This is a genomic window from Roseateles subflavus, assembly GCF_030285365.1.
GTDB lineage: Bacteria > Pseudomonadota > Gammaproteobacteria > Burkholderiales > Burkholderiaceae_C > Roseateles_B > Roseateles_B subflavus.
The window spans coordinates 628,225-654,424 of sequence record NZ_JASVDS010000002.1; the positions used below are offsets into that span (position 1 = coordinate 628,225).

The window sequence follows — 26,200 nt, forward strand, 5'->3', positions numbered from 1 at the left end:
TTGGCCCCACGCTGAAGTGCTGCCATGACCACGAGCGACCCCGGCCAGCTGCTGGATGACTTCTCCGCGCTGCTGGCCAACGACCCCGGCGCGCTCTCCACGCAGAGCGGCTACTACGTGCCCAATCTGCATGGCACCGGGGCCGAGGACGTGGTCGCGCTGCTGGGGCGGGCCATCCGGCGCAGCCACGGCGACGCCCAGCTCTACTACTTCAGCGGCCAGCGCGGCACCGGCAAGAGCACGGAGCTGCGCCGCCTCGAGATCCTGCTGAACGGTCAGGCGGGCACGCGCGCCTACATCATCGACGCGCTGGACTACATCGGGGACACCCACCCGATCGACACCCTGGACCTCCTGCTCGTCACCGCCGCAGCCTTTGCCGACCGCCTGAGCCAGGCCGACGCCCTGGGCCACCCGCCGGACGGGCCCGAGAATCCGCTGCAGCGCTTCACCCGCTGGCTGGCCACGGAGGTCGAGATCTCCGGCGTGACACTGGGCGGCGTGAAGGCCGAGTTCAAGCAGCAGCAGCAGAGCCTCATGCAGCGCCTGCGCGCCTTCGACCTCGCACGCCAGGAGCGCGTGATGGCGGAGTGCCGCGCCCACATCGGTCATCTGGCCGCGGCGGTGCAGCAGCGCTGGCAGGCCAGCAAGGTCGTGCTGATGGTGGACTCCCTGGAGCGGCTGCGGGGCATCGGCAAGGATGCCACCGAGATGTTCGACCGCGTCGTCCGCGTGTTCGACGGGGACCTGAACCAGCTGCGCGTGCCCGGCCTGCACATGGTGTACGCCGTGCCGCCCTACCTGCCTTACCTCACCAACATCAAGGCCCTGGTGCAGCTCTTCATGCTGGCCTCGGTCCGTGTGTGCGAGCCGCCGTTCCGCGCGCGGCGCTCGCCCCGCGAGGCCGGGCTGCAGGCCATGCGCCAGGTGGTGGAGCGCCGCTGCCCGCGCTGGCGGGAGCTGCTGACGGAAGCGGCGCTCGACCGCCTGATCCTGACCTCCGGCGGCGACCTGCGCCAGCTGCTGCGCCGCCTGCTGCTGGACACGCTCGACGAGGCCTCCTTCGCCCTGGATCGCCTGCCGCTGCGCGCCGACGATGCCATCCTCGAGACCGTGGTGCAGCGCCACCGCGTGGAGTTCGAGAGCCTCGTCGTGCAGGACGAGTACCCGCTGCTCAAGGGCATTGCCGAGCAGAACGCGCTCGAGCTCCGCCACCGGGACGAGCTGCCCGTGGTGGCGCACTTCTTCGATGTGCGCGCCGTGCTGAACTACCGCAATGGCGTGGACTGGCTGGACCTGAACCCGCTGCTCTGGCAGCTGATCGACCAGAGCCAGACCTCGCCGGCACTGCCGGCCCCGGCGGGGAGCCCCGCGCCATGAGCGCCGCTGCCGAGGCCCTGGACGCCGCCGGCGAGGCCGCCTGGGCGCGCCTGAGCCGTCGCCTGGGCCAGCTGCAGGGCTTCGGCTACATCGTGCTGTTCGTGGCGGATCCGACGCTGCTGGCGCCCTTCAAGGCCCGGCTGTCAGCCTGGCTGGCCGCGCGTCACTGGCCCTGGGCCGAGGTGGGCGAGGCCGCGCCGGCGTCGCTGGCCGAGCGCAGCATGCAGGCCGTGTTCGATGCGGCAGGGGCCGTCCCGCCGCCGCGTCTCGTCTGGCTGGAGGCGCAGCGCGGCGCCGGGCAGGGCGCCTGGGAGCGGGCCCGCACCGAGTTGCTGAGCCGCCTCAACGAACGTCGCGGGCGCCTGGAGGCCGAGCTGCCTGGGGCGCTGGTCCTGGTGCTGCCCGACGGCGCGCAGCGTGCCGCCGCGGCCCTGGCGCCGGACCTGTGGCATGTCCGCAGCCTGGGCCTGAGCCTCAGCCGCGACGCCGGGGCGGGCCCCGCCGCGCCGTCCGCCCGTCTCCCGGCGGCCTCGGCGCTGCCGACGTCGGACGCCGCGGGCGCCTCACCAGACGCCCTCGACCCGCCGGACGGCCTCGGCGGTCCGGTGTACGCCGAGGCCACGCCGCGTGCGGCCGGGTTCGACGCGGCCGAGGCGCAGGACTGGCTGCAGCGCTGGACGCGCCTGCGCGGCGACCGCCCGGTCGAATCCCTCCCGCTGCAGGACGAGGCGCTGCTGGCGCTGACGCTGCCCGACGGCCTGCGCGCGCAGGCGGCGCTGGCGGGGCTCGGGCGCCTGGACGAGGCGCTGGACCTCGGCGCGCAGCTGGTCCGCCTGGCCCGGCACCGCCAGGAGCAGGGCCCCGGCCTGCTGGACATCGCGGCAGGCCGTGACCTCGCCATGGCCTTGATGCAATGGGCCGAGACGCTCCACCGGGCCGGCCGCGCGCCTGACGCCCTGGCCGCCAGCCGCGAGGCCGTCGTCGTCTGTCGCACGCTGGTCGAGCGCCTGGGCGAGACGCCGGCCGCCCTGCGCGATCTGGCCCGCGCGCTCGACCACCTCGCCCGGCAGGCTCGGCACCAGGGCGCCTGGCGCGAGGCCGCCGAAGCGAGCGAGGCCTGCCTCGACCAGTGCCGGACGATCGCCCTGCGCCACGGCGAGACGCCGGACACGCTGCGGGCGGTCGCGCAGGCGCTGGACCACGTCGGCCTGGTCGCGCAATCCCAGGGAGACTGGAACCGTGCCGGCCTCGCCTTCGAGGAATGCCTGTCGATCCTGCAGGTCGTGGACCACCGCCTCGGCGGCAGCCCGCGCGCCCGCCAGGATCTTGCCGCCGCGCTGGATCGCATCGGCCGCGTCGCCGAGGCCCTCGGCGACTGGGCGCGCGGCGCCGAAGCCTATGACGAGGCCATGCAGCTGCGCCAGCCCCTGGCCGCGCGGCCGGATGACCGCTCCCCCTCTCAACCTCAAGCTGGAAGCCCAAGCCCGTGAACTACCTCAGCACCCGCGGTGACAAGACCGAACGCCGTTTCTGCGACATCCTGCTCGAAGGCCTGGCGCCGGACGGCGGCCTGTACCTGCCCGTGCGCTATCCGCAGGTCGATGCCGCCACGCTCACCCGCTGGCGCGGCCTGGCCTACCCCGAGCTGGCCTTCGAGATCCTCTCGCTCTACATCGACGACATCCCGGCCGAGGACCTGCGCGCGATCTGCGCCCGCACCTACACGGCCGAGGTCTTCGGCACGCCGGAGATCACGCCGCTCAAGCCGCTGGCGCCCGGCCTTGCCCTGCAGGCGCTGTCCAACGGCCCGACGCTGGCCTTCAAGGACATGGCCATGCAGCTGCTGGGCCAGCTCTTCGAGTACGAGCTCCAGCGCCGGGGCGAGACGCTCAACATCCTTGGCGCCACCAGCGGGGACACCGGCAGCGCGGCCGAGTACGCCATGCGCGGCAAGGCGGGCGTGCGCGTGTTCATGCTCTCGCCGCACGGCCGCATGAGCCCCTTCCAGCAGGCGCAGATGTTCAGCCTGCAGGACGAGAACATCCACAACATCGCCGTCGAGGGCGTGTTCGACGACTGCCAGGACATCGTCAAGGCGGTCTCGAACGACCTGGCCTTCAAGCGCGAGCACAAGATCGGCACGGTCAATTCGATCAACTGGGCGCGCTTGCTGGCCCAGGTCGTCTACTACTTCGCGGGCTACTTCTACGCGACGAAGTCCAATGAGGAGCGGGTCAGCTTCTGCGTCCCCTCCGGCAACTTCGGCAACGTCTGCGCCGGCCATGTGGCCCGCATGATGGGCCTGCCGATCGAGCGCCTGGTCGTCGCCACCAACGAGAACGACGTGCTGGACGAGTTCTTCCGCACCGGCGTCTACCGCCCGCGCGGCAGTGCCGAGACGCATGAGACCTCCAGCCCCTCGATGGACATCTCCAAGGCCAGCAACTTCGAGCGCTTCGTGTTCGACCTCCTGGGCCGGGACGGCGCCCGCGTGAAGGCGCTCTTCAAGGACGCCCTCGAGCGCGACGGCCGTTTCGAGATCAGCGCCGCAGAGAAGGCCGCCATCGCCGGCTACGGCTTCGTCTCCGGGGCCAGCAGCCATGCCGACCGCCTGGCGACGATCCGCGCCACGCAGCAGCAGTACGGTGTCATCGTCGACACGCACACGGCGGACGGCCTGAAGGTCGCGCAGGACTGGCGCCAGGACGGCATCCCCATGCTGGTGCTGGAGACGGCGCTGCCCGCCAAGTTTGCCGCGACCATCGTCGAGGCCCTGGGCGAGGAGCCGCCGCGGCCCGCGCACCTGCAGGGCATCGAGGCCCTGCCCAAGCGGGTGCAGCTGATGCCGGCCGACGCGCAGCAGGTGAAGGATTACATTCACGCCCATGTCCGCTGAAACCCCTGCCATTGCGCCCGCCCGCCAGCCGCTGCTGAGCCTCGACGAGGCGCTCGAGCGCCTGCTGTCCACCGTCCAGCCGCTGGGCGAGACCGAGACGCTGTCTCCATTCGAAGCCCTCGGCCGCGTGCTCGCCGCCGAGGTCCGCTCGCAGCTCGACGTGCCGCCGCACGACAACAGCGCGATGGACGGCTATGCGCTGCGTCTGGCCGATCTGCCCGCCGACGGTACCGTGCTGCCCGTGAGCCAGCGCGTGCCCGCCGGCAGCGTGCCGATGGCGCTGGAGCCGGGCACCGCGGCCCGCATCTTCACCGGCGCGCCCGTGCCGGCTGGCGCCGATGCCGTGCAGATGCAGGAGCACTGCGAGACCGTGGCCGGCGACGGGCTGGGCGCCGTGCGCGTGGTGGACCGCCCGGCCCCGGGCGCCGCCATCCGCCGCCGGGGTGAGGACGTGCAGGCCGGCAGCGTGGTGCTCGCGGCCGGTCATCGCCTCGACCCGGCCGCGCTGGGCCTCGCCGCCACCGTGGGCGCGGCCTCGCTGACCGTCGCCCGCCGCGTGCGTGTCGCCCTGTTCTCGACGGGGGACGAGCTCGCGATGCCGGGTGAGCCGCTCAAGCCCGGCGCGATCTACAACAGCAACCGCTTCACGCTGCGCGGCCTGCTCCAGCAGCTGGGCTGCGAGGTGGAGGACCTCGGCATCGTGCCCGACACCCTGGACGCCACGCGCGCCGCGCTGCGCACCGCCGCGGCCCGCGCCGACCTGATCCTCACCTCGGGCGGCGTGTCCGTCGGCGAGGAGGACCACCTGCGTCCCGCCGTGCAGGCCGAAGGGCAGCTGGACCTCTGGCAGATGGCCATCAAGCCGGGCAAGCCCCTGGCCTTCGGGGCCGTGCGCCGGCCCGGGCAGGACGGCCGCCAGGCCTGGTTCATCGGCCTGCCGGGCAATCCCGTCTCCAGCTTCGTGACCTTCCTGCTGGCCGTGCGGCCCGTCATCCTGCGACTGCAGGGCGCGGCGGTGCTGGCCCCGCAGGCCTATCCGCTGCGGGCCGACTTCGACTGGCTCAAGGCGGACAAGCGCCGCGAATTCCTGCGCGCGCGGCTCAATGCCGCCGGCGGGCTGGAGCTCTTCGCGAACCAGGGCTCGGGGGTGCTCAGCTCGGCCGTGTGGGGCGACGGCCTGGTCGACGTGCCGCCCGGCACGCCCATCCGCAGCGGCGATACTGTGCGTTTCATCCCTTTCAGCGCCCTGCAATGAGCTCCATCACCGTCCGCTATTTCGCCTCCCTGCGCGAGGCCCTGGGCGAGCAGGAGACTCTCCCCTGGCAGGACGGCCAGACCCTGGGCCAGCTGCGTGATGCGCTGATGGCCCGCGGCGAGCCCCATGCCAGCGCGCTCGCCCGCACGCGTGCCGTGCGCTGCGCCCTGAACCAGCAGCTCGCCAAGGAATCGGTGCCCATCCCCGCGGGCGCCGAAGTGGCCTTCTTCCCGCCGGTCACGGGCGGCTGACGCGCCGCCCCGGTCCGCCATGCAAGGCCTGCACCTCACCGCCGACCTGCGGGGCTGCGATCCGCACCAGCCGCTGATGACCCAGCCCGCCGCGCTGCGCGAGACCTGCACGCAGGCCGTCGCTGCCTCGGGGCTGGGCGCCGTTGCCGAGCTGTTCCACCGCTTCACGCCGGCCGTCGAGGGCGAGGCCAGCGGCATCACGGGCGTCGTGCTGCTGGCGGAGTCTCACCTGGCCATCCACACCTGGCCGGAGCTGGGCGGGGTGACGCTGGACGTCTACGTCTGCAACTACGGGGCCGACAACAGCGCCAAGGCCCGCCGGCTGATGGATGCGCTCGTCGCGGCCTTCGCGCCGGCCGAGGCGCTGCAGCAGGCGCTGCACCGCGGCGCCTGAGCCACTCGCCGGGCCGGGCCTCCCGTCAACGCCCGGCCGCGGTGCGCGCCAGCCAGGCCGTGGGCGACAGCCCCATGCGCGCCCGGAACAGCGTGACGAAGGTGCTGAGGCTCTCGTAGCCCACGGCCAGCGCCACCGTCGTGACCGATTGCCCCGCCACGAGGCGCTCCAGCGCCAGCATCAGCCGCGCCTGCTGCCGCCATTGCACCCAGCTGAGGCCGGTCTCGGCCAGGAAGCGCCGCGTGAGCGTGCGGCGGCTCACATGCAGGCGCGCGGCCCAGTCGTCGAGGTCCGAGCGGTCGTCCGGCCGGGCCAGCAGCTGCTCGCACAGGCGCCGCAGCCGCGGCTCGACGGGCATCGGGACGCCCAGCGCCTCATGGGGCGCCCGCTGGAGCAGGTCCGCGAGAACGTCCCGGTAGGCCGGAGGCCGGCAGCGCTCGGCCTCGCGATGCAGCTCGGTGAGCAGGGCGTCCAGCAGCGGCGTGCAGCGCACGACCTTCCAGTCGCCCGGCAGGTGCGAGGCGGCCCAGTCCGCGTCCACATAGAAGTTGACACCGCGCGTCGGCCCCTGGAAGACCGCGCCGTGCAGCGCATGCGGCGGCACCCAGCCCACGCAGCCCGGGGGCAGCGTCCAGCGCGAGTGCTCGGTGAGCACGGTCACGAGCCCGGTTTCGACCCGCAGCAGCTGGCCGGCCGCGTGGCGGTGCGGCGCCGGGGCATCGGTGCCCTCGTGGCGCAGCGCCTCGCTGTGGATGGGGGAGAGGAGCATGGCAAGGGGCCGCCTTGGCCCGATCCAATAACGGGTTGGAACAAAGGCGCAAGTATGGCGCGGCCGGCGTGGGAACACTGCAGGCATCCCATCCACGGAGTGCCTGATGACTGCTGAACTTCCCGCCGGCCTCGATGCGCCGGCGATCGATTCCCTCCTCACGGCGGTGGCCGCCGCCGGCCAGCGGCTGCTCGCCGCACAGCCCGTACGTGCCCTGGCGGAGGAAGCCCGGATGCGCCGGTGCTTTGCCGAGGCCTGCGCGCGGGTGCTGCAGGACCTGGGCGCGACGCTGGCCGCCTGCACCCCGGGCGTGCCGCTCATCCAGGCCGGGCTCACGCCGGAACGCCTGCCCGAGGCTCGCGGCCCCTACTGGCTCTGCGATCCCCTGGACGGCGCGATCCAGTACCTGGCCGGCCTGCCCATGTGGACCGTCACGCTGACGCTGATGCACGGCGCGACGCCGCTGCTGGCCGTCGTCAGCGACCCCAGCCTCCAGCGCACCTACCACGCCGTGCGGCACCGCGGCGCGCACTGCAACGGGGAGGTCCTGCGCTGCCAGGCGCCGGCTTCGCTGGCATGGGCCACCGTCGGCACGAGCTTCCCCAACTGGCCGCGCCGACCGCCGGCGGAGCTCGAGGCCTTTCTGCACGGTCTGGGGCGGGTGGTGCCGGCGGTGCTGGCGCAGCGCTGGATCGGGTCGGCGACGCTGTCGCTGGCGCTCGTGGCCAGCGGCCGGCTCGATGCCTACTGGGAATGCGGCCGCCATCTGGCCGACTGGCTGCCCGGCCTGCTCATCGCGCAGGAGGCGGGGGCACGGGTCACGGCCCTGGGCGGGCGAGCACTCGGCGAGCCAGGCTCGGGCCTGGTCGTGGCGCCCGAACCCATCCATGGGGCGCTGCAGGCCCTGCTGCGCCGTCCGCCGTGCCCGGCATCGCCCTGAGTCTGCCGGGCGCCGGGACCATCATTCGTCGGCCGCGGCGTCGGCGAGCACGTCCGCCGATCGATCACCCAGCCAGTACCGCGCCCCCGGACCGCGGCTGCCGGCGGCGTCCTGCGGGTTGTAGAGCCGGCACCGGTTGAGCGACAGGCAGCCGCAGCCGATGCAGGAGGCGAGGGTGTCCCGCAGGCGCTCGAGCTCGGCGATGCGCGCCTCCAGCAGCGGCTGCCAGGCGCGGGAGAGGCGCTCCCAGTCGCGCGCCGTGGGCGTGCGGGCGTCGGGGAGGGTGGCGAGCGCGGCGCGGATCTGGTCAAGGCTCAGCCCCACGGTCTGCGCCGCCCGGATGAAGGCCACGCGGCGCAGGTCTCCCCGTGCGAACTGGCGCCGGCCGGACGCGCTGCGATGGCTCTGCAGCAGGCCCTGCTCCTCGTAGAAGCGCAGGGCGCTGGCGGCGATGCCGGCACGGCGCGAGAAGTCCCCGATGGGCAGGAGGGAAACGGGCGATGGCATGAGCGGACTCCGGCGTCGGTAGGCAGCCCCATTTTGCGCTTGACTTCAAGTTCACTTGAACTTTCACCATGCCGTCATCGCGTCAAACCTTGAACAGGAGATCGGTGATGGACGAAGTGCTGAATCAAACCCATATGTCGCAGCGGCGCTCCGGGGGCGGCGGCGAAGGGCGGCCCGGCGGTGAGGCGGCCGGCAGGACCGGTTCGCTGGCGCTGCTGCACCAGCTGCTGGACGAGGCGCAGGCCTTCGGCCCGGCCTTTGACGGCGCCATGAGCAATCACCTGCCGATGGCTCTGCATGCGGCCTGGGACCTGGGCGCGGACGCCGAACGCCTGCAGCGGCTGCTGGACGGCGAACGCTGCAAGCTGACCGTGGCGGTGCCCGCCGAGGGGGCCCTCGCGGCCGATGCGAGACGCGCGGCGGACCGGCTGCAGGCGGGCCTCGGCCGAGGCGACGACTGGCTCGCCCACCGGGGGCAGCCGTTCGCCTATCCCTGGCTGCACGCCTACTTCACGGCCCTGCTGGCCCGCATGACGCCCCGGGCGGTGTTGGCCGCACACCTGCCGGAGCTGCTGGCCTCGCCCCATGCCTTCGCCTTCCATGGCCTGATCCGGGTGGCCCATGCCGCCGAGGGGGCGCACACCGCCGAGCTGGCGGCGGCGCTGGCGACGTGGACCGCCTGGTGGGAGCTGCTGCCCGCCGGCCCGCACGGCGGTGAGCCGCTGACGCCCGCCGCCTGGGCCGAGACCCTGCGCGCGCAGGCGCCGCGCTGGCGCAGCGAGCTGCCGATGATCCTCTTCCGCATGCGCAGCGCCGCCGGCACGCCCCTCTACGCGGCCCTGGCCGAGCGCCTGGCCCCCGTCGCCTCCCTGGCGGAACGTCGCGAGCAGCTGCTGGGCGTGGCGCGCGAGGCCTACCTGCACAGCCGCAACTTCACCGTGCTCCACCTGATCACCGGCCTGCGGGCGCTGCGGGTGCTGCTGCCGGCGCTGCCGCCGGACACCGATCCCCGGCCCCTGATCGCCGCGCTGGACCGCGCCGCCGTCGCGGGCTGGCTGGCGGGGCGCGTACAGTGGCAGGACGAGGTGCCGCCCTCGGCGCCGTCGGCATGGCCGGCCCTGCACCGCGCGGCCCTGGCCCAGGCCGACGAGCACGTGATCAAGGGCGTGCACGCCTGCTGGCAGGAGGACCTGCGGGCGCCGCATCCGTACTGGCGGCGGGTCGCGGCGCGGATGCTGGAGGGCGGGCGTGAATTGGCAAGGCGGGCTTGATAATCGGGGCCTTCCGGCTTGATCCAGATCCAGACCCCGCCATGGCCCAGAACGAACTGCGCACCCTGTCCGTCTTCGTCAAGACCGCCGAGCTGGGCAGCCTGCGCCGCGCCGCGGCCGCCGAGGGCATCAGCCCCCAGGCCGCCAGCCAGGCGCTGGCCCAGCTGGAGCAGAAGCTGGGCGCGCGGCTCTTCCACCGCACCACGCGCAACATGTCGCTGACGGACGAGGGCCGGCTGTTCATGGACGCCGCACTCCCCGCGTTGCAGGGCCTGGAGCGCGCCTTCCAGGTCGTGCGTCAGGCCCGGGACGAGGTCGCGGGGCCGCTGCGCATCGTGGGCCCCCGCTCCAGCTTCCAGCCCGTGATCAACGCCCTGCTGGACGAGTTCTGCCGCCGCCACCCGGACGCCCACCCCGATGTGCTGCTGGACGACCGCATCGGCAACTGGGTCGAGGACCGCGTCGACGTGGGCTTCCGCGTGGGCTCGGCGCCGGCGGATGGCGTCATCGCGCGGCGGCTGTTCCCGCTGCAGATGATCATCTGCGCCGCCCCGGCCTACCTGGAGCGCCACGGCGCGCCGGACAGCCTCGCCGCGCTGGCCTCGCACGTGTGCAGCGGCTTCCGGCTGCCGTCCACGGGGCGGCTCATGGCCTGGCCCGTCAAGGTGGAGGGCGTGACGACGGAGCAGGAGGTGCTGGCCGGCTTCTCGACCAACGAGGAAGGGCTGGAGCTGGGGGCCATCCTCTCGGGGCGCGCCGTCGGCCAGGTCAGCGGGATCATGGGCGCGGCGCACCTGCGCGCGGGGCGGCTCGTGCCGCTGCTCACCCCGCACGTGGCGGACCAGTATGGCCTGCACATCTACTGGGGCAGCCGCGTCGCCCAGCCCGCGCGGGTGCGGGCCTTCATCGACCTCGCCATCGAACGGCTGGCCGGCAACACGGACTATGTGCTGACGGCGCAGGAGCTGGCGCGCCTGGAGGCCGAGGGGCGCCGGCGCCACCTGCGCCCGGCTGGCTGATTCGCAAGCAGCGCTTGACAGTGCAGCAAGCGCCCCGGGCTATCCGCCGGGCGGGGAACGTCCTACATTCAGCGGCTGATTCCCTGGCCGCACCCTTGTTCGGGTACCGGTCCGGGGGCGCTCCTTTCCCGTCATTCCCTCACCGCGGAGACCCGACGCCATGACCCAGCTTCACGTCAACGGCCGCGAGCACCAGCTCGACATCGACCCCGGCACCCCCGTCCTGTGGGCCCTGCGAGACAACCTCGGCCTGTGCGGCAGCAAGTTCGGCTGCGGCGCGGCCCTGTGCGGCGCCTGCACGGTGCATGTGGACGGCCAGGCGATCCGCTCCTGCGTGACGCCGGTCTCCGCCGTCGAAGGCAAGCCCATCACCACCATCGAAGCCGTGACGGCCGGTGGCGATCGCGTCGGGGACGCCGTCCATGCCGCCTGGGTCAAGCACGATGTCGCGCAGTGCGGCTACTGCCAGAGCGGGCAGATCATGTCGGCCACCGCCTTCCTCAAGAGCCTGCCCAAGGGCAAGCAGCCGAGCGCCGCCGAGATCGACGCGGCCATGGCCGGCAACATCTGCCGCTGCGGCACCTACGCCCGCATCCGTGCCGCCGTGGCGGACGCCGCCCGCGCCCTGGCCTGAAGGAGATCGCCATGCTGAACCATCATCTGTCGCCCGACCAGACCGCTGCGCTGCCGCTCGAGATGCCGCGCGCCCTGCAGCACATCCTGGCCCGCCAGTCCGCCGCGCCGGCATCCGCCGGCCTGAGCCGCCGCGGCTTCCTCAAGGTCAGCGGTGGCGCCGGCTTCGCGCTGGGCCTGGCCCCGCTGGCCGCCAACGCGGCCGGTGAGGCCGCGCCTGCCGGGCTGAAGCCCTTCCAGCAGCCGACGTCCTTCGTGCGCATCGCCACGGACGGCACGGTCACCGTCATGATCAACCGCCTGGAATTCGGCCAGGGGGTGCAGACGGCGCTGCCCATGATCCTCGCGGAGGAGCTCGACGCCGACTGGTCCCGCGTGCGCGGCGAGCTGGGCAGCAACGATCCCGCCTTCGTCGATCCGGGCTTCGGCATGCACATCACGGGCGGCTCGAACTCCATCAAGAACAGCTTCATGCAGTACCGCGAACTGGGCGCCCGCGCCCGCGCGATGCTGCTGGGCGCCGCGGCTGCCCGCTGGAACGTGCCCGTGGCCAGCCTGCGCACGGAGCAGGGGCAGGTCATCGCCGCCGACGGCCGCCGCGCCGGCTATGGGGACCTCGCCGAGGCCGCCATGGCCCAGCCGGTGCCCGAGCAGGTCACGCTCAAGAATCCCAAGGACTTCCGCCTGATCGGCAAGCCCACGAACCGCCTGGACAGCAAGGCCAAGAGCAGCGGCCGGCAGGACTTCGGCATCGACGTGCGCCTGCCCGGTCAGCTGACGGCCGTGGTCGCCCGCCCGCCGGTGTTCGGCGCGAAGCCGCGCACGGTGGACGAGGCCGCGGCGCGCGCCATCCGCGGCGTGAAGGCCGTGCTGCGCGTGCCGCTGGACCGCGGCGCCGAGGGTGTTGCCGTCATCGCCGAGGGCTACTGGCCCGCCAAGCAGGGGCGTGACGCGCTGAAGATCGACTGGGACACGAGCGGCGTCGAGAAGGTCGACAGCCAGAAGCAGCTCGCGGCCTACCGCCAGATGGCGCGCCAGGACGGCCCCGAGCATTTCAAGGCCGACATGGCCCCGCTGGCCAAGGCGCCGCACAAGATCCAGGCGGAGTTCCACTTCCCCTACCTCGCGCATGCACCCATGGAGCCGCTCAACTGCACCGTGCAGTGGACGCCCGGAGGCGCCACGCTGTGGGTGGGCACGCAGTTCCCCGGCGTGGACGGCATGGCCGCGGCGGGCGTGCTGGGACTCAAGCCCGAGCAGGTGGCGGTGAAGGTGCAGATGGCCGGCGGCGGCTTCGGCCGCCGCGCCACGCCCACGAGCGACTTCGTGGTGGACGCCTGCGCCGTCGCCAAGGCCGCCCGGGCGGCGGGCCTGGAGGCGCCCATCAAGACGCAGTGGAGCCGTGAGGACGACATGCGCGGCGGCTACTACCGCCCCATGCACCTGCACCAGGCGCACCTGGGCTTCGACAAGGCCGGCAACGTGCTCGCCTGGGACCACGTCATCGTCGGCCAGTCCATCGTGAGCGGCACGATGTTCGAGGGCTTCATGGTCAAGAACGGCATCGACCAGACGGCCATCGAGGGCATGAAGGAGCCGTATCCCTTCCCGATGCGGCTGCGCGTGCATCACCCCAAGGAGAACGTGCCGGTGCTGTGGTGGCGCAGTGTGGGCTCCACCCACACGGCCTTCGTGATGGAGACGCTCGTCGACGAGATCGCCGCGCGGACGAAGCAGGACCCGGTGGCCTACCGCCTGAAGATGTTCGGCGACCAGCACCCGCGCCACCGGGCCGCGCTGGAGCTGGCCGTGGCGCAGAGCGGCTACGGCAAGCGCAAGCTGCCCGCGGGCCGTGCCTGGGGCGTGGCGGTGCACGAGTCCTTCGAGACGGTGGTGGCCTACGTGGTCGAGGCCTCCGTGAAGAAGGGCCAGCCGGTGCTGCACCAGGTGACGGCGGGCGTGCACTGCAACCTGGCCGTGAACCCGCGCACCATCGAGGCGCAGGTGCAGGGCGCCGCGCTGATGGGCCTGGGCATGTGCCTGCCCGGCGCGGCCATCACCTTCAAGGACGGCGTGGTCGAGCAGAGCAACTTCGGCGACTACGTGGTGGCGCGCATGCCCGACATGCCGGCCATCGCCGTGCACATCGTGCCCAGCGCCGAGCCGCCCAAGGGCATGGGCGAGCCCGGCCTGCCGCCGCTGGCGCCGGCCTTTGCCAACGCCATCGCCCGGGTGACCGGCAAGCCGCAGCGCTCGCTGCCCTTCAAGCTCGCCTGAGACCGCCGCGCCATGGAAGACCTCGACACCCTGGTGCTGCGCCGTGCGGCCGCCTGGCAGGCCGCGGGCGAGCCCGCACTGCTGGTGACGGTGGCGCGCACCTGGGGCTCGTCGCCGCGCCCGCCGGGCTCGCTGATGGCCATCAACGGCCAGGGCGAGACCGTGGGCTCGGTCTCGGGCGGCTGCATCGAGGACGACCTCATCCTGCGCATCCGCGAGGAAGGTATCGAGGCCGTCTGCGCGCAGGGCCTGCCCGCGGTGCTGCGCTACGGCATCTCCGCGGACCAGGCCCATCGCTTCGGCCTGCCCTGCGGCGGCACGGTGGAGCTGGTGCTGGAGCCGCTGCAGGCGCACAGCCGGGTGGCCGAGCTGCTCGCCGCCTGCGCCGCCCGCCAGGGCACGGAGCGCCACCTGGACCTGCGCAGCGGGGTCGTCACGCTCCTGCCCGGTGGCACGGACGGCGTGCCCCGGTGCGAGGGTGACGTGCTGGTCAACCACTTCGGTCCGCGCGCGCGGCTGGTGCTGATCGGCGCAGGGGATCTCTCGCGCTTCATGTCCGAGATGGCGCTGAGCCTCGGCTTCGAGATCGTGGTGTGCGACCCGCGGCCCGAGCAGCGCGCCGGCTGGAGCCTGCCGGGCGTGCAGCTCAGCCACGAGATGCCGGACGACCTCATCCAGCGCCTGCGCCCGGACGCCCGCACGGCCGTCGTCGCGCTGACGCACGACCCCAAGCTGGACGACCTCGCCCTGATCGACGCCCTGCAGTCGCCGGCCTTCTACGTCGGCGCCATCGGCTCGCGCCGCAACGCCCAGCAGCGCCGTGAGCGCCTGCAGGAGCACTTCGACCTCACGCCGGCACAGATGGCGCGCCTGCGCAGCCCCGCCGGGCTCTACATCGGCAGCAAGACGCCCGCCGAGATTGCGCTGTCCATCATGGCCGAGGTCGTGGCCTGCAAGAACGGCATCGCCTTGCCGCCCCAGGTGCAGGTGGCCGAGGCCAAGGGCGCGGAAGAATCGCTGCTGGGCCTGGAGCCCGCGATGGCGGACGCGTGGGTGTGCGGCCGCTGAGCGACGCCTCGGCGCCTGGCGCCGTCATCCTCGCGGCGGGGCTCGGGCGCCGCCTCGGCGGCCGACCCAAGGCGGCCCTGCACATCGGCGATCAAAGCCTCCTCGAGCGTCTGGCGGCTGCCTTGCGCGGGGCGGGTGTCGCGCAGCCGCAGGTCGTGCTCGGCCCCTACCTCGACACCCTGCTGTCGCTGGCCGAGCGCGCGGGCCTCACGCCGCTGCGTCACACGCGGGCTGAGCCTTCCCTCATCGACTCCCAGCGCCTCGCCATCAGCGCCCACATCGCCGCCCAGCCGAATCGCCCGCTGTGGCTGCTGCTGGGGGATCTCACGGCACTGACGTCGGACGACCTGCTCACGTTGCGCGCAGCGTGGGAAGCCCGCGAGGCGGGCATCGAGGCCCTGGTGCCGACCGTGGCCGGGCAGCGCGGGCATCCCGTGCTGCTGAGCCCGAGCGCGCTGCACGCCATCGACGCACAGCCGGCGGAGCAGGGCGTGCGGCACTGGCTGGCGGCGCAGTCGGCGCAGGTCCGATTCCAGGAGATCGACAGCGCCGGCCCGGTGCAGGACCTGGACACCGGCGAGGCGCTGGCGGCGCTACGGCAGGCGTGCGTGCCGTTGAGCGTCGACTGGCCTTGAAGCCTGTGTCGGAGCGTTAGCTCAGCCTCCGGATGCCAGCAAGGCCTTTGCCGCCTCGATCCGCAAGGGTAGGGCGACGGTGCTGTCATCCATCACCTGGAGCAGGAAGGCGCGGGCGCGTTGTGCGGCCTCGGTCCCTGGGGTGGCGCTGTGGTCGATCTCGCTCGTCACCGAGCCGGACGGGACGCTTGCTGGCGCGGCGTCGGCATGGCCCTCGCTCGGCGGCGCCAGCTGTGCCATCGCCCGCTGCAGGGCGTCCGTGCTGATGCAGGCGATACCGGCCAGCACGTCGGCCTGCGCATCCACACCGGGCGGGATGTCGAGCCAGGGCGTGTCGGCGAACACGAGGGTCAGGTCTTGACTCACGAAGGCCGACCACTGGTCCGGGACGGCTTGTGCTTGGGGCGGCAAGGGCCGGGCGGCAGCTTCGCGCTGAGTCCCTGTCCGTGCCCGGTCACCCGCCTGCAGATGCAGACGCTGCGGCATCACGTCCGGCAAGTAGCGCCGGCGCAAGGCATCGAGAACGTCGAGGCCCGATGCGGCATCCACGGGCTCCGCGAGGCTGAGCCACAGCTGGAAGCCGTCGACGCCGGACACCGCGATGGCGGGCGCCGGCAGGCCGAGGTCCTGCTGCATGCCCTGCCAGACGGTGGCAAGCGCTGGCCAGTCGGCCGGGCGGGCCAGCTCGATCATCAGGGCCCGGGTGCGGCCCGCGGCGTCCTGCAGCGCGGGCGTGCCACCGCTGACGTCGAGCGGGGTCGTCGGCTGGATGGAGGGCAGGAAGAGGCGTTGCCACTGGGCATGCAGACGGTTCATGGGCCTGCATTCTGGCCTATGCCGGGCGGCCGCGGGGCCGCGCCTCTCAGCGCTCCAGGCGCTCGATGCCGAGGGACTTCAGCACGTACTTTTCGTAGATGGGCTCGGAGCTTCCGGTCTTCATCTTGTACATGAAGTACTTCTCGAAGGCGATCTTGGCCACGTGCACCCACTTGCCCTTCTTGAACCAGTTGACGTTGCGGGGCGGGATCTGGGGCAGGGCGACGAAGGCGGCGCCGGTGTCGCCCATGTCGGCCAGACAGATGGCGTTCCAGGTGCCCTTGCTGATGACCGGCTTGCCGGCGATCTCGTCTGCGATGTTCTGGACGATCGCGGTCACCATGGTCTCGATCATGTAGCCCGTCTTGGGCGCCCCGGTCGGCACGGGGGTGGCCTCCACGGGCGGGATGGCCACGCAGACGCCGGCCGAGAAGATGTTGTGGTACTTCTTGCTGCGTTGGTATTCGTCGATCAGCACGAAGCCCCGCGGGTTGCACAGGCCTTCCACCTGCGCCACGGCATCCACGCCGCGGAAGGCGGGCAGCATCATGCTGAACTTGAAGGCCAGCTGGTGCTCCTTCTTGATGCCGCCCATCTCGTCCATCTCGGTGACGTGCATGGTGCCGTCCTCGACCTGGGTCACCTTGGCATTGGTGATCCATTGGATGTGGTGGTTGCGGAAGTCGCTTTCCAGCATGGACTTGGAGTCGCCCACGCCGCCGAGGCCCAGGTGGCCGATGTAGGGCTCACTGGTCACGAAGGTCATCGGGACCTTGTGGCGCAGTTTGCGCTTCTGCAGGTCGCGGTTGATGATGAAGGCGAACTCGTAGGCCGGGCCGAAGCAGGAGGCGGCTGGCATGGCGCCGATGATCACGGGGCCGGGGTTCTCGAGGAAGGCCTGGTAGGCGGCCCAGGTCTTGTCCGCATGGTCGACCGCGCAGATGGAGTGGGTGTGGGCCTCGGGGCCGGCGCCCGGCACCTCGTCGAAGGCCAGCTTGGGGCCGGTGCAGATGACCAGGTAGTCGTAGGCCAGTTCGGTGCCGTCTGCCAGAGACAGGCGGTTGCCCTCGGCGTCGATGCGATCCACGCGCTGGGCCACGAAGGCGATGCCCTTCTTTTCCAGGTAGGGCCGGATGGGGAAGGTGATGTCTTCGCGGGACCGCCAGCCCACCGCGACCCAGGGGTTCGAGGGGACGAACTGGAAGTAGTCGACAGCATTCACCACTGTGATGCGATGACTGCCGTCCAGCTTTTCACGCAGTTCGTAGGCTGCAGGCATGCCGCCGGTACCCGCGCCTAGGATGACGATATGGGCCATGACTGTCTCCTGTGAGGCCGGTCGCGCCGAGGGGCCTGGCGGCCAGCGGTTCTGTCTGCGCTTCTCGCGTCCCACGAATTTATACTATTTGAGTAAATACGCAAATACAAAAGTTAAAACCGCCCTGGATGATCAGGGGTGTAGCAATTCGCAGGATGGGGGCGAGGCGGCGTCCACGGCCCCGGGGGCTCAGCGCCGTCCCAGCAGCCGCCCGGCGACGCCCCAGCCGGCCGTGTAGGCCTCCTCGAACACGGAGTAGGCGGCGAGATCGCTGTGCGCGAAGTGCAGGCGGCCGTGGGCCTCGCGCAGGGCCTGCAACGCGGTCGAGCCGCGCAGGCCGGGCACGGGAATGCTCATGGCATGACCCCAGCGCATGAGATCGATGCGCTGCAGCTTCCCGGGCAGGTCCGGATGCACGGCCTGCAGCGGGGCCAGCACCTGACGGGCCCAGGTCTCCCAGGGGCCGCTGAGCAGGGCCGGGCGCTGCGCGGCGGGCAGAGCCCAGTAGGCCGTCAGCACGGTGGCGGCCGGGGTCGGGTCCAGGCGCTGGTGGCCGGCGTCCACATAGCCCAGCTGTTCGCTGCCGTGGATGACGTTGTCCCAGCTGAGGCCCGGCCCGCTGCGCTCCAGCAGCGGCGCCGACAGCTGCAGATTGGCGACGAGCCAGGGCGCATGCGGCTGGCGGGCGACGACCTCGCGCAGGGCCTCGGGCGGCGTCTCCAGCAGCCGGGCGGCGATGAAGAGCGGCGTGGCCATCACGACCTGGCGGGCCTGCCAGCGCTCGCCGGTCCCGGTGGCCGCGTTCCAGGCGAACGCCTCGACGCCATGCCGGCCCTCCACGACCTGCAGCACCAGACGCCCGGTGTGCAGTTGCGGGCCCAGGGCGGCGGCCATGTGGCGGGTCAGCCAGGCATTGCCCTCGGGCCAGGTGAGCACGGCGTCGCGTTCCTCGTCGCCGGTCCGCGCGTCGCCTCCGTGGAAGCCGTGCCGGCTCGCGAAGTAGTGCAGGCCGGCCCAGGCGCTGACCGTCTCGAGCCCGGCGCCGTAGTCGTCGCGGCAGCAATAGTCGAGGTACCAGCGCAGCCGGGCGTCGTCGAGCTGCTGCTCGTCCAGCCAGCGGGCGAAAGTCCGGCCGTCCAGCGCGGCGTGGGCGGGCGTCCATGGCGCGCGGTGCGAGGGCATGGCGAAACCCAGGCGCTGCGCCTGCGAGACCGCCTGCCCGAAGCGCTGGTACTGCTCGCGCGTGGCGGCGCTCTCGGCGGGCGGCAGCAGGCCCTCGTACCACTGCCCCTCGAAGAACAGGCGCTCCTGCGGGCTGTGGCACAGGAAGCGCTCCTCGTAGACCGTGCGTCCGGCGTGCTGGCGGCTCACCCCGAGCGCCTCGAGCAGCTGCGCCACCTCGGGCGCCTCCGGGCCTGGCGTCGGCAGGTAGTGGGCGCCGAGCGGGCAGGCCAGTGCACCCAGGCGATGACCGCGGGCATTGCCGCCGGCCTCGTCCTCGAGCTCCAGCAGCGCGACGTCCCGGCCGGCCTGCGCGAGGCGCCGGGCACAGGCAAGACCTGACACCCCGCCGCCGACGACCAGCGTGTCGGTGCGCCGCGGCGTGGCCTCGCGCGCCGCGCGCAGCAGGCGTTCGCGGGTGTCGGGATCGCGCAGGCGGTGGCCGCGCTCGGCATTTGCGCCGACCCAGCCGCCCGCCAGCGCCGGCCGCTCCTGCGGCGCGCAGCCGGACAGCAGCGCCGGTGCGGCCACCGCGGCCGAGGAGGCCGTCAGGGCGCCCAGCAGGTCGCGGCGCCGCATGCTCAGTGCACCTTGCCCCACTCGGCCTCGAACTCGCGCACCAGCGCCTGGTTGGAGAGACGGTTGATGTCGGTCTCGACCCGGCTCATGTCGGCGGGGAAGCTCATCATCGTCGGCAGGCTGTCCAGCGTCAGGAAGCGCAGCCCCGGCGGCAGGCCGCGCGGCACAGCCCAGGGGCGGCGCCCGGCCAGCACGAAGCCCCATTCGCCGAAGCTCGGCACATGCGTGTGGTACGGCGTGGTGGACAGGCCGACGGACTCCAGCGTGTTCACCACGGTCCAGAAGCTGCGCCGGGCGATGAGGGGCGAGGTCGTCTGCACCACCGCATAGCCGCCGGCATCGAGGTGCTGGTCGATCAGCTGGTAGAAGCTGCTGGTGTAGAGCTTGCCCAGCGCGAAGTTGCTGGGGTCGGGGAAGTCGATGACGATGACGTCGAAGCGCTCCTCGTGCTGCTCCAGCCAGCCGAAGGCGTCCGCATTGACGACGCGCAGCTTGGGGTTGCGCAGCGCGTCGTGGTTGAGGCTGCGCAGCAGGGGCAGCGTCGAGAAGAGCCGCGTCATGTGCGGGTCCAGCTCGACGAGCGTGACCGAGAGCACCGAGGGATAGCGCAGGATCTCGCGCACCGCCATGCCGTCCCCGCCGCCCAGCACGAGCACGCGACGCGGCGCCCCGTGCGCGGCCATGGCCGGGTGCACGAGGGCCTCGTGGTAGCGGTACTCGTCCTTCGAGTGGAACTGCAGATTGCCGTTGAGGAAGAGCCGCACGCCGGCCTTGCCCTGCGTCACGACGATGCGCTGATAGGCGCTGGTTTCCTTGATGAGGATGTGCTCGCCGTAGAAGCGGTCCTCGGCCCAGGTGGTCAGCCGGTCGGCGCCGGCGAGGGCCGCGAGCAGCAGCACCGCCGAGCCCGCGCAGGCCAGCGCATGCTGGCGCCAGCCGCGCAGCTCCGCGCGGAACATCCACAGCGCCCAGCAGGCCACGGCCACGTTCAGCAGGCCGAAGACGAGCCCGGTGCGCACCAGCCCGAGCTGCGGCACGAGCAGCAGCGGGAAGGCCAGCGCGACGACCAGCGCGCCGAGGTAGTCGAAGGTCAGCACCTGCGAGACCAGATCCTTGAGCGCATAGCGCTGGCGCACCTGGCGCTTGATGATGCGCATCACCAGCGGGATCTCCAGGCCCACGAGGATGCCCACCAGCAGCACGAGCCCGTAGAGCATGCTGCGGAAGAGGGTCAGCTCGGACGGCGGCAGCCAGCTGTGGGCGGCGAAGAGCCCGGCCGGCATCAGCCCGCCGACCACGCCCACCAGCAGCTCGATGCGCAGGAACTGCGCCACCAGCTGCCGCTCCACGAAGCGCGAGAGCCAGGACCCGAGGCCCATGGCGAAGAGGTAGCAGCCGATGATGGTGCTGAACTGCAGCACCGAATCGCCCATCAGGTAGCTGGCCAGCGCGCCGGCGGTGAGCTCGTAGACCAGGCCGCAGGCAGCGATCACAAAGACGCTGGAGAGCAGCAGCAGCTCCTGCAGGCTGATGCGCTGGGCAGCTGGCAGGGGCTCGTCGTGCGGGGCAGGGCTCATGTCAGATCACCGCCTGCTGGCCCGGGAAGGCCTTGGACCAGTGCAGGATCTCGCAGCGCGCGCGCAGGCCGGCCACGGAGAAGGGGTCCGTCGCGATCAGGGCCTGGACGGCCTCGCGGCTCGGGGCCTCCACGATCCACAGGGCACCGACGGGCGGCAGCACCGGGTCTTCACGCAGCGAGCCGGCGATGCGCACCTGCGCGGCGTGGGCGGCCAGCCAGTCGAGGTGCGCCTGCATATGCTCGTGGCGCAGGGGCAGGGCCTCCTCGCGGTCGTGGAATCGGACGATGAACAGCATGGGAGAAAAGCTCGGGAAGCGACCGGCCCCCGGCCATGCGGCGGTCGGGGCCGGGCAGGGAGCCGGGCAGGGGGCCGGCAGGCGTCAGCCGTGGATCGCCGCGGCCACGATCTGGCCGATGGAGATGCACATCGCGGCCACGACCACGGCCAGGGCCATGTTCTTGTGCTCGACGATCTCCTCCCACAGCTTGTAGGGGGTGAGCTTGTCGATGATGACGAAGCTGATCCAGAACACCAGCACGCCGATCAGGGCGTAGAGGATGGATCCCAGCACGATGCCGGGCTTGAGGTATTCGAAGCCGTTCATGAGGTGCCTGACCTTTCGAAGTCCATCATTTCGTCGTCTTTCGTGATCCGGGCCGCGCTCACTTGTGACCGCCGCCGCCGCTGCTGTAGCCGCCATACGAGCCACCGCCCGATCCGCCGCTGTAGTGCACGCCGCCGTTGCGACGGCAGTTCTGGTATTCGGCGCTGGACTCGCCGTAGCCGTCCTTGTAGGCCTGGCAATCATCGCTGCTGCAGGCCCGCACGAGCAGGAGCAGCACCAGGACCACGAAGGCGCCCAGGATGATCTTGGCGAAGAGGCTGTGGGCATCGCCGCTCGCGCGCACGCCGGCGTCGCGGGCAAAGGCGGCCCGGCGATCGCCCGGCAGCGCGAAGCCCTTGAGCACGTCGTCGGCGTCCAGCTTGCGGCCGTGGCTCCATGTGACCTCGTTGCCCGTCTGTTCCCGGCTGAGCAGCTCGGTGCGGCTGCCGGCGCGGTACTCGAAGTCGGTGACGAGGCACTTCTCGCCGCGCTTCACGCGCCAGTAGAACTCGCCCAGCACATAGGTGATGACGGCGGTGTACTGCCAGCGCCGCGCGAAGCGCTTGGTCTGCCAGGTGACGGCGCCGGCCTTGTCGGCCGTCGGGGCGCCGGTGAGCGGGCGCACCACGCTCCAGCCGTCCTCGGTGTCCACGAGGAAGGCGAAGCCCTCCAGGCGGTTGAAGAGGAGGTACTCGCGCCAGAAGGTCTGTTCCTCGTCATCCCCCTGCGGCAGGTCGCAGCGCTCCGTGTAGCCGACGACCTGCCAGTCCTGGGGCGTGCCGCCCATCAGCGCCAGCTTCCCCGTGGTGCCCAGGGGGATCAGCGGCTCCATGCCATTGCTCTGGGCATAGTGGGCCAGGTCCTGGCCGACGCCCTTGGAGATGTCCGTGACCGTGTGGCATTGCGGGCAGACGATGGACTGCGTGCTGTCGAGCTTCGGGGTCAGCGAGGCGCCGCAGCCCGGGCAGGGCAGGGACTTGCCCGAGAGTGTCTTGCTGCTGTCCTCGCGCAGGCCGCTCAGGGCCAGGTCGGCCAGGCGTACGCTTCGCCCCACCGTCCAGACCGGGGCCTGCGGCTGGCTGAACTCGAGGCTGCCGACCTCGCCCTTGCTGCTGCGCAGCTCGACGACCCCGTAGCTCTTGAGCAGCTCGGGCGGCCGGGGCAGCTCGCCCTCGGCGGCCAGCACGGTCGCATCGACCTTGGAGGCCACCTCCCAGCGGCTGCCGCCGACGGTGACGGGCACGCCGACGATGAGATTGCCGAGCGGCGGCGGCGCCTCCTCCAGCGGGGCTTCGAAACCGATCACGAAGGCGCCGTTGTCCTCCGAGAGCCAGGCGCTGCGCCCGTGGCCGAAGAGGATGTGCCACTCGTTCCAGCTGGCTTCCTCGGTCCGGAGTTGAATGCGGCCGAGCACGGTGAAGGGCTCGCCCTGGTACTTGCCGCTGGCGCCCAGCTGCAAGGGGGAGTAGTCCTCGAAGAGCTCGGCGCTCTGGCCGATCTTGCGCAGGGCGTCGCCTTCGCGCAGCAGCGTGGCGCGGCAGTAGCTGCAGACGGCGCTGTGCGACGCCGCCGAGGCGAACTCGACGGGCGCACCGCAATTCGGGCATGCCGCTTGCCAGCGGCGTTGGGGGGTGGTGGGGGCCACTCGGTGTCAGGCTGGGCACGCGCGCCGCGGGCCCGAGGGCCCCGGCGCGGCGTGCGGTGTTGGCAGCGGCCTCAGCCGAGCTTCTTGAGCAGGTCGGCCTTCTTGGCCGCGAACTCTTCCTCGGTGAGGATGCCCTTGGCCTTGAGCTCGCCCAGCTTCTCCAGCAGGGACATGATGTCGTCGGCGCTCTGCGCCACCGGTGCCGCGGCGGCCGGCTGGGCGGCGGCCTGCGGCTGGGCGGCGAGGCCGGCGGCCATCTGCTGCGCCAGCGTCTGGCCGAGGGCAAGACCTGCCCCCAGGCCCATGGCGTCGCCCGCGATGCCGCCACCGCCCTGGCCCACGCCTTCGGCGAGCTTGGGGATGGCCTGCGCCGTCTGGTACTGCATGAACTGGCCCATGTTCTGGCCGATCATGCCCATGCCGATCTTCTGGTCGAGGATCTTCTGCAGCTCCTCGGGCAGGGACACGCTCTGCAGCGTCACCGACTCCAGCTTCAGGCCCAGCTTCTCGAAGGCGGGCGCCGTGGCGGCTTGCAGCTGCGTGGCGAACTCGACCTGGTTCGCGGCCAGGTCCAGGAAGGGGATGCCGCTCTGCGCGACGGCGTCGCTGATGTGCTGCAGGATGGTGCCGCGCAGCTGGCCGTCGAGCTCCTGCGCCGTGTAGCGCTCGCGGGTGCCCGAGATCTCCTGGTGGAAGCGCTTCGGGTCGGCAATGCGGTAGGCGTAGTTGCCGAAGGCGCGCAGGCGCACGGCACCGAAGTCCTTGTCGCGGATGGTGACGGGCTGCGGCGTGCCCCAGCGCTGGTCGATCTGCTGGCGCGTGCTGAAGAAGTAGACGTCGCTCTTGAACGGGGACTCGAAGAGCTTGTCCCAGTTCTTCAGGTTGGTCAGCAGGGGCAGGGTCTGCGTGGTGAGCTTGTGAGTGCCCGGGCCGAAGACGTCCGCCACCTTGCCTTCATTGACGAAGACCGCCAGCTGCGACTCGCGCACGACCAGCTGGGCGCCGTACTGGATTTCGAAGTCCTGCATGGGATAGCGCCAGGCCAGGGTGCCGTCCCCGTCCTCCGTCCATTGCAGGACGTCAATGAACTGTTTCTTGATGAAATCCATCAAACCCATGATTCCCTCCAGGCTCCAGGCAATGCGGTCAGGTCGACCGCGGGACAGAGTATCCACCAGATGCGGGCGGGTTTTGGGCGGTGACCGACCCCCACAGAGGGTGTGTGACGGGCGGCACTCCCCTCGGGCAGGCGGCCAGGCGCCTGTCCATGGGCTCTGGCGTGATTCATCAGGTTTTTCCGATTGATTGATCTTCTAATTGCTGGTTTTTCGGAATCGATGCTGCGGGCACAGTCGGGGGGTGTCCCTCAGCCAAGGAGATCACCCATGCAAGTGCTGTTCATCTCCCGCCACCCGATGGCGGCCGAATTCCGTGCCCTGAGCGAGCACCGCGTCCGCTTTGCCCTGCGCCGCCTGAAGTGGCTGGTGCCGCGTGCCGAGGTGCAGCTGTCGGACGTCAACGGGCCGAAGGGCGGGATCGACAAGCGCTGCCAGATCGCCCTGCGGACCGACGGCGCCGGCACGGTGATCGTGGCCTCCGTGGCCCGCCACTGGCGCACGGCGCTGGACCAGGCCCTGGCCCGGGCGGCCCGCTTCCTGGTTCGCCAGTGGCGGCGCGGCCGGGATGACCGGCGGCTACGCCAGCGCCTGCTGCGCGACGAACGATGACCCCGATTGAAGGAGAAAAGGCCATGAGCTCGATGAACCCCCTGAACCTGACGACCTCCGCGTCGTCGTCCCCCACCGTCGTGACGATGCCCAGCGTGGCCGTGCCTGCGGACACGACCCGGGTCCTGCGCAACACCTACGCGCTGCTGTCCCTGACGCTGCTCTTCAGCGCCGTCGTGGCGTCCGCCAGCGTGGCGATGCGGCTGCCCGCGCCGGGTCTGCTGATCACGATGGGCGTCTACTTCGGCCTGCTGTTCGCCATCCATCGCCTGCAGAACAGCGGCTGGGCGCTGCCCGCGGTCTTCTCGCTGACGGGCTTCATGGGCTACAGCCTGGGCCCGGTGCTGAGCCATACGCTGTCGCTGCCGGGCGGCGGGCAGACCATCGCGCTGGCCCTCGCCGCGACGGGCGCCACCTTCCTGGGCCTGTCCGCCTGGGTGCTGACGACCCGCAAGGACTTCAGCTTCATGGGCGGCTTCCTGTTCGCCGGGATGATCATCGCCCTGGTGGCCGGCCTGGCCGCCATGTTCTTTGAGATCCCGGCGCTGAGCCTGGCGGTGTCCGGCATGGTGGCGCTGCTCTCGGCGGGCCTGATCCTGTTCGAGACGAGCAACATCGTGAACGGCGGCGAGCGCAACTACGTGCTGGCGACCGTCAGCCTGTATGTGTCGGTCTACAACCTCTTCACGAGCCTGCTGGCGCTGTTCGGCTTCGGCAGCTCGGACGAGTAAGTTGCTGGTGGCGGGGCGGGCTTCCAGACGCCGCCAGCCCCGTCCTTTGGCCCCCGCACGGCGCTCCGCGCTGCGCGGGGGCTTTTTTCTGATCGCGCCGGGCGGGGATCGCCGCGACCGCCGGAGCCCGCCTCAGCGGCGGACCAGCGCGCCCTCGTCATCGATGCGTCCGGGGCAGGCGGCCATCGGCAGCAGGGCGCCCTCGGCCTGGACCTGCAGGTGGGCGATGTTCTGGCGCTGCGCCGCGGCCAGCACGGCCACGGTGCTGCGGTAGTCGGCCGCCGGATGCGGCAGGACCTGCACGACGGGCGGCCGCCCGTCCGGCGAGGAGGCGATCGCCTGCAGGCGGGCCTCGATCGCGGTGCGGCCCTCCAGGCGCTGCCCGTCCAGAAAAACGGTGCTGTCTGCCGCGATGCGCACCGTGTGGACGGGCGAGGGCAGGGCGCCCTCCACCGAGCAGCTGGCATCCAGGCGCAGGGCCACGGCATGCGTCGGCGCCGGCATGGCCAGCATCCACAGGCTGATGAGCGCCAGCAGGACGGCGGCCAGCGGCGCGGTGCACAGGCCCGGCGTGGGCGTGGGCCAGGATTCCGGTGGGATGCTCAGGGCGTGCATGCGGAGGCTCCGGGGCGCGCGGGCGGCGCCGCCACGCCATGATGCCAGAGCCCCGCCGGGGCCGTCAGC

At 71.9% G+C, this 26,200-nt stretch carries 26 protein-coding genes; 15 read left to right on the top strand and 11 right to left on the bottom strand.

Annotation, left to right across the window (positions count from 1 at the left end; translation table 11 throughout):
* Positions 1-24 precede the first annotated feature (24 nt).
* Genes QRD43_RS08625 through speD form a run of 6 tightly spaced genes read left to right on the top strand, consistent with a single transcriptional unit; the run spans position 25 to position 6,176 of the window.
* Positions 25-1,380, top strand: coding sequence for a hypothetical protein (locus QRD43_RS08625; RefSeq protein WP_285982077.1), 1,356 nt, complete (start codon positions 25-27; stop codon positions 1,378-1,380).
* Complete coding sequence (locus QRD43_RS08630) at positions 1,377-2,870, top strand: hypothetical protein (protein ID WP_285982078.1); 1,494 nt, start codon at positions 1,377-1,379, stop codon at positions 2,868-2,870. Before QRD43_RS08625 ends, QRD43_RS08630 begins: the two co-directional genes overlap by 4 nt.
* Entirely contained in the window at positions 2,867-4,276 is a 1,410-nt protein-coding gene (gene thrC / locus QRD43_RS08635) for a threonine synthase (protein ID WP_285982079.1), read from the top strand. The genes QRD43_RS08630 and thrC overlap by 4 nt, the downstream gene beginning before the upstream one ends.
* Positions 4,266-5,531 (top strand): molybdopterin molybdotransferase MoeA, encoded by a 1,266-nt coding sequence (locus QRD43_RS08640; protein ID WP_285982080.1) that lies wholly within the window; start codon positions 4,266-4,268, stop codon positions 5,529-5,531. The genes thrC and QRD43_RS08640 overlap by 11 nt, the downstream gene beginning before the upstream one ends.
* Positions 5,528-5,782 (top strand): molybdopterin converting factor subunit 1, encoded by a 255-nt coding sequence (gene moaD, locus QRD43_RS08645; protein WP_285982081.1) that lies wholly within the window; start codon positions 5,528-5,530, stop codon positions 5,780-5,782. Before QRD43_RS08640 ends, moaD begins: the two co-directional genes overlap by 4 nt.
* 19 nt (positions 5,783-5,801) lie before the next feature.
* Positions 5,802-6,176, top strand: a complete 375-nt coding sequence (gene speD / locus QRD43_RS08650) for an adenosylmethionine decarboxylase (protein ID WP_285982082.1) — start codon at positions 5,802-5,804, stop codon at positions 6,174-6,176.
* A 25-nt stretch (positions 6,177-6,201) separates the two neighbouring features.
* Here the strand turns inward: speD and QRD43_RS08655 are convergent, their stop codons facing one another.
* Entirely contained in the window at positions 6,202-6,945 is a 744-nt protein-coding gene (locus tag QRD43_RS08655) for a helix-turn-helix domain-containing protein (protein ID WP_285982083.1), read from the bottom strand.
* A gap of 106 nt (positions 6,946-7,051) precedes the next feature.
* Between QRD43_RS08655 and QRD43_RS08660 the strand changes: the two genes are divergently transcribed.
* Positions 7,052-7,885, top strand: a complete 834-nt coding sequence (locus QRD43_RS08660) for an inositol monophosphatase family protein (protein WP_285982084.1) — start codon at positions 7,052-7,054, stop codon at positions 7,883-7,885.
* 21 nt (positions 7,886-7,906) lie between these two features.
* On the opposite strand, the gene soxR is transcribed toward QRD43_RS08660, so the two are convergent.
* Positions 7,907-8,392, bottom strand: coding sequence for a redox-sensitive transcriptional activator SoxR (soxR, locus tag QRD43_RS08665; protein WP_285982085.1), 486 nt, complete (start codon positions 8,390-8,392; stop codon positions 7,907-7,909).
* Between the two features lie 107 nt (positions 8,393-8,499).
* On the opposite strand from soxR, the gene QRD43_RS08670 reads away from it, so the two are divergent.
* The 6 genes from QRD43_RS08670 to QRD43_RS08695 all read left to right on the top strand — a co-directional run bounded on the left by QRD43_RS08670 (position 8,500) and on the right by QRD43_RS08695 (position 15,295).
* A complete protein-coding gene (locus tag QRD43_RS08670) occupies positions 8,500-9,663 on the top strand; it encodes a questin oxidase family protein (RefSeq protein ID WP_285982086.1) in 1,164 nt (387 codons plus the stop codon).
* A 41-nt stretch (positions 9,664-9,704) separates the two neighbouring features.
* Positions 9,705-10,682 (top strand): LysR family transcriptional regulator, encoded by a 978-nt coding sequence (locus tag QRD43_RS08675; RefSeq protein WP_285982087.1) that lies wholly within the window; start codon positions 9,705-9,707, stop codon positions 10,680-10,682.
* Positions 10,683-10,842: 160 nt separating this feature from the next.
* The gene (locus QRD43_RS08680) at positions 10,843-11,316 is read left to right on the top strand and encodes a (2Fe-2S)-binding protein (RefSeq protein WP_285982088.1); all 474 of its coding nucleotides are present in this window, start codon (positions 10,843-10,845) and stop codon (positions 11,314-11,316) included.
* An 11-nt stretch (positions 11,317-11,327) separates the two neighbouring features.
* Positions 11,328-13,592 (top strand): xanthine dehydrogenase family protein molybdopterin-binding subunit, encoded by a 2,265-nt coding sequence (locus QRD43_RS08685; protein WP_285982089.1) that lies wholly within the window; start codon positions 11,328-11,330, stop codon positions 13,590-13,592.
* Between the two features lie 12 nt (positions 13,593-13,604).
* On the top strand, positions 13,605-14,660 hold the full coding sequence (locus QRD43_RS08690; protein ID WP_285982090.1) for an XdhC family protein: 1,056 nt from the start codon (positions 13,605-13,607) through the stop codon (positions 14,658-14,660).
* Positions 14,642-15,295 carry a nucleotidyltransferase family protein gene (locus QRD43_RS08695; protein WP_285982091.1) on the top strand — a complete coding sequence of 218 codons (654 nt, stop codon included), beginning with the start codon at positions 14,642-14,644 and terminating at the stop codon, positions 15,293-15,295. The genes QRD43_RS08690 and QRD43_RS08695 overlap by 19 nt, the downstream gene beginning before the upstream one ends.
* Before the next feature lie 21 nt (positions 15,296-15,316).
* Here QRD43_RS08695 and QRD43_RS08700 read toward each other — a convergent pair whose 3' ends face one another.
* From QRD43_RS08700 to QRD43_RS08735, 8 genes are all read right to left on the bottom strand, one after another.
* Positions 15,317-16,111, bottom strand: a complete 795-nt coding sequence (locus tag QRD43_RS08700; protein ID WP_285982092.1) for a hypothetical protein — start codon at positions 16,109-16,111, stop codon at positions 15,317-15,319.
* 46 nt (positions 16,112-16,157) lie between these two features.
* Positions 16,158-17,429 carry an NAD(P)/FAD-dependent oxidoreductase gene (locus QRD43_RS08705; protein ID WP_285982093.1) on the bottom strand — a complete coding sequence of 424 codons (1,272 nt, stop codon included), beginning with the start codon at positions 17,427-17,429 and terminating at the stop codon, positions 16,158-16,160.
* A gap of 189 nt (positions 17,430-17,618) precedes the next feature.
* Positions 17,619-19,229, bottom strand: coding sequence for a flavin monoamine oxidase family protein (locus QRD43_RS08710; protein ID WP_285982094.1), 1,611 nt, complete (start codon positions 19,227-19,229; stop codon positions 17,619-17,621).
* 2 nt (positions 19,230-19,231) lie between these two features.
* Positions 19,232-20,806, bottom strand: coding sequence for a polyamine aminopropyltransferase (locus QRD43_RS08715; RefSeq protein WP_285982095.1), 1,575 nt, complete (start codon positions 20,804-20,806; stop codon positions 19,232-19,234).
* Position 20,807: 1 nt separating this feature from the next.
* Positions 20,808-21,104, bottom strand: a complete 297-nt coding sequence (locus tag QRD43_RS08720) for a YciI family protein (RefSeq protein WP_285982096.1) — start codon at positions 21,102-21,104, stop codon at positions 20,808-20,810.
* Between the two features lie 84 nt (positions 21,105-21,188).
* Positions 21,189-21,413 carry a DUF350 domain-containing protein gene (locus QRD43_RS08725; RefSeq protein ID WP_285982097.1) on the bottom strand — a complete coding sequence of 75 codons (225 nt, stop codon included), beginning with the start codon at positions 21,411-21,413 and terminating at the stop codon, positions 21,189-21,191.
* Positions 21,414-21,471: 58 nt separating this feature from the next.
* Positions 21,472-23,058 (bottom strand): DUF4178 domain-containing protein, encoded by a 1,587-nt coding sequence (locus QRD43_RS08730; RefSeq protein WP_285982098.1) that lies wholly within the window; start codon positions 23,056-23,058, stop codon positions 21,472-21,474.
* A 71-nt stretch (positions 23,059-23,129) separates the two neighbouring features.
* Positions 23,130-24,176 (bottom strand): SPFH domain-containing protein, encoded by a 1,047-nt coding sequence (locus QRD43_RS08735; RefSeq protein ID WP_285982099.1) that lies wholly within the window; start codon positions 24,174-24,176, stop codon positions 23,130-23,132.
* A gap of 267 nt (positions 24,177-24,443) precedes the next feature.
* Between QRD43_RS08735 and QRD43_RS08740 the strand changes: the two genes are divergently transcribed.
* Entirely contained in the window at positions 24,444-24,785 is a 342-nt protein-coding gene (locus QRD43_RS08740) for an HPF/RaiA family ribosome-associated protein (protein ID WP_285982100.1), read from the top strand.
* 23 nt (positions 24,786-24,808) lie between these two features.
* The gene (locus QRD43_RS08745; protein WP_285982101.1) at positions 24,809-25,516 is read left to right on the top strand and encodes a Bax inhibitor-1/YccA family protein; all 708 of its coding nucleotides are present in this window, start codon (positions 24,809-24,811) and stop codon (positions 25,514-25,516) included.
* Positions 25,517-25,648: 132 nt separating this feature from the next.
* Here QRD43_RS08745 and QRD43_RS08750 read toward each other — a convergent pair whose 3' ends face one another.
* Positions 25,649-26,131 (bottom strand): ExbD/TolR family protein, encoded by a 483-nt coding sequence (locus QRD43_RS08750; protein WP_285982102.1) that lies wholly within the window; start codon positions 26,129-26,131, stop codon positions 25,649-25,651.
* Between the last annotated feature and the right edge of the window lie 69 nt (positions 26,132-26,200).